Annotated in this window: 1 protein-coding gene; it reads right to left on the bottom strand. The window is 61.3% G+C overall.

Features of this window, described 5'->3' with window-relative positions; translation table 11 throughout:
* The coding region (locus tag AACS90_RS21725; protein ID WP_153043711.1) for a condensation domain-containing protein at nt 1-2,311 on the bottom strand (2,311 nt) is incomplete at both ends.

Here is a 2,311-nt window from a genome sequence, read left to right as displayed (position 1 = left end):
CTGTTCAAACAGGTCATGGATCAGCGCCTGCGGCGGAAAATCGGCCTGCGTGGCGTTGAAATCCACCAGTAACTGCTGGCGCTCTGCTGCCGGCAGAATAGATAAACGGAGCACCGGTTGTTGCGCGTCCGTGGTCAGCGCCTCCGCCAGCGCACTGAGGGCCGTGTGCAGATAATGCACGATCCTGTCCGGATCAACCCCGTCCACGGTCTGCGCCACCAGGGTGAAACCGTCCCCGTGATCATCCACGGAGAGGGTGATGGGGTAGTTCGTCCGCTCTTCCGAAACCAACACACGCATACCGGCCCGGGCAGGATTGTCCCCCGCGTCTGACGGGCTGTGCCGGTAATTGAACAGGACGCTGAACAGGGGCAGCGGCGGCATAACCCCGCTGCACCGCTGGGCCAGCGCCAGTGGGGCCTGTTCGTGCGCCAGTAAGGCGGCCAGATCCTGCGCCGTCGCCTGCACGGTATCCCGCACACTGCGATTTTTCAGGGCTATCCGGATCGGCAGGGTATTGATAAACATGCCCATGACCTGATCGGCGCCGGTGCTGCCTTGCAATCGTCCCGACAACACGGTACCAAACACGACGTCATCACGGCCGCTGGTGTGGGCCAGTACCTGCGCACAGGCCACATGGAACAGCACGCCGGGACTGATACCCCATTGGCGCGCCTGCGCACGCAGGGTATGGGCCAGTGTCGTCTCCAGTGGCCAATGGGCTTCTGCTATGTCAGTGCCATCTTCCTGTACATTGAGCAAGCCGAACGGTGCAGTCGGTTCATCAATGTCCGCCAGTCGCTGACGGAAATACGCCTCATGCACCGAAGCCGGGACGCGCAGCGTCTGGGCAATAAAGTTACGGTACGGCAAGGGGGGCGGCAGAGCCTCCCCTTTATCCTGCAATATGCAGTGAATGTCATCCACGAGTAGCGCCAGCGTCATATGGTCGCAGACCAGATGGTGGACACTGAGCGCCAGCAGCCATTCCCCGCTGTCGGTATCATAAGCCGTACTGGCGGCGAATAACGGGGCCTGACTGATAGCCCGCCGATAAGGCAGGCTTGCCTGCAATTGTGCCGGGATATTGGCCGGGGAGGCGGGGATAAAGTCATGCACGGTCAGGCCAGCCTGCCGCCAGACCACCTGCACCGGCTGGCTCAGGCCCTGCCAGCAGACCGCCGTGCGCAGAATATCGTGGCGGTCAATCACCTGTTGCAGGGCGTTCAGAAAGTCATCCCGGTAAACGCGGGAGTCGAAGGCCAGTACACTGTTTAACAGGTAGGCATCCCGCTCCGTCTGCAACTGGTAATGGAACAGGATACCGGCCTGTAACGGCGACAGCGGGTAGATATCCTGCACATTGGCATGACCGCCGGTCACGGAAGCCGCAATGGTGTCAATCGCCGTCTGTGACAGCGTCACCAATGGCAGCATCTCGGGCGTGATGTGTGTACAACCGGCCGGAATACGGTTGGGCGGCACCCCATCATCCGGCGTCTCTTGCCGGACCGGTATCGCCTGCGCCATCTCCGCCAGTCTGGGGGTGGCGAAAACGGTGCGCACCGCCAGTGCGTACCCGCGGCGGCGCAGTTGTTCAATCAGGCTGACGGCCATCAGGGAATGGCCCCCCAGTTCAAAGAAATGGTCGTGACGACCGACCCGGTCCAGTTTCAGTAACTCCTGCCAGATTTCCGATAATGTGATTTCCACCTCGCCCACGGGTTCAGCATAGTCACGTGTTATCACGGCGGACTGATCCGGGGCCGGCAGGGCCTTGCGATCGAGTTTGCCGTTCGGGGTCAGCGGGAAAGCGTCTAATCTGACAAAGGCACTGGGGATCATAAACTCCGCCAGCCGGGTACGCAGCTGGTCACGCAAACTGGCGGTATCCAGCGCGACATCCGGCTGTGGCACTACGTAGGCGACCAGCCGTTTTTCACCGTCATTCGCCTCACGGGCCATCACCACGGCCGCCCTGACCCCCTCACAGGCCAGCAATTGTGCCTCAATTTCCCCCGGTTCAAGGCGGAAGCCGCGGATCTTGACCTGAAAATCCGCGCGGCCCTGATATTCGAGATTGCCCTCCGGCAACCAGCGGCCTAAATCACCGGTTTTATACAGTCTGGCATTCGGCTGGGAACTGAACGGATCAGCCACAAAGCGTTCAGCCGTCAGGTCAGGCCGATGCAGGTAACCCCGGGTGACCCCCGCACCTCCGATGTAAATTTCACCGGTGACACCCAGCGGGACCGGCTGCCCGGCCCGGTCAAGCAGATAGATTTGGGTATTGGCAATCGGGCGGCCG

It is taken from the genome of Xenorhabdus sp. KK7.4 (assembly GCF_963876465.1).
GTDB lineage: Bacteria > Pseudomonadota > Gammaproteobacteria > Enterobacterales > Enterobacteriaceae > Xenorhabdus > Xenorhabdus stockiae.
This window is presented reverse-complemented; position numbering and strand designations above follow the sequence as displayed.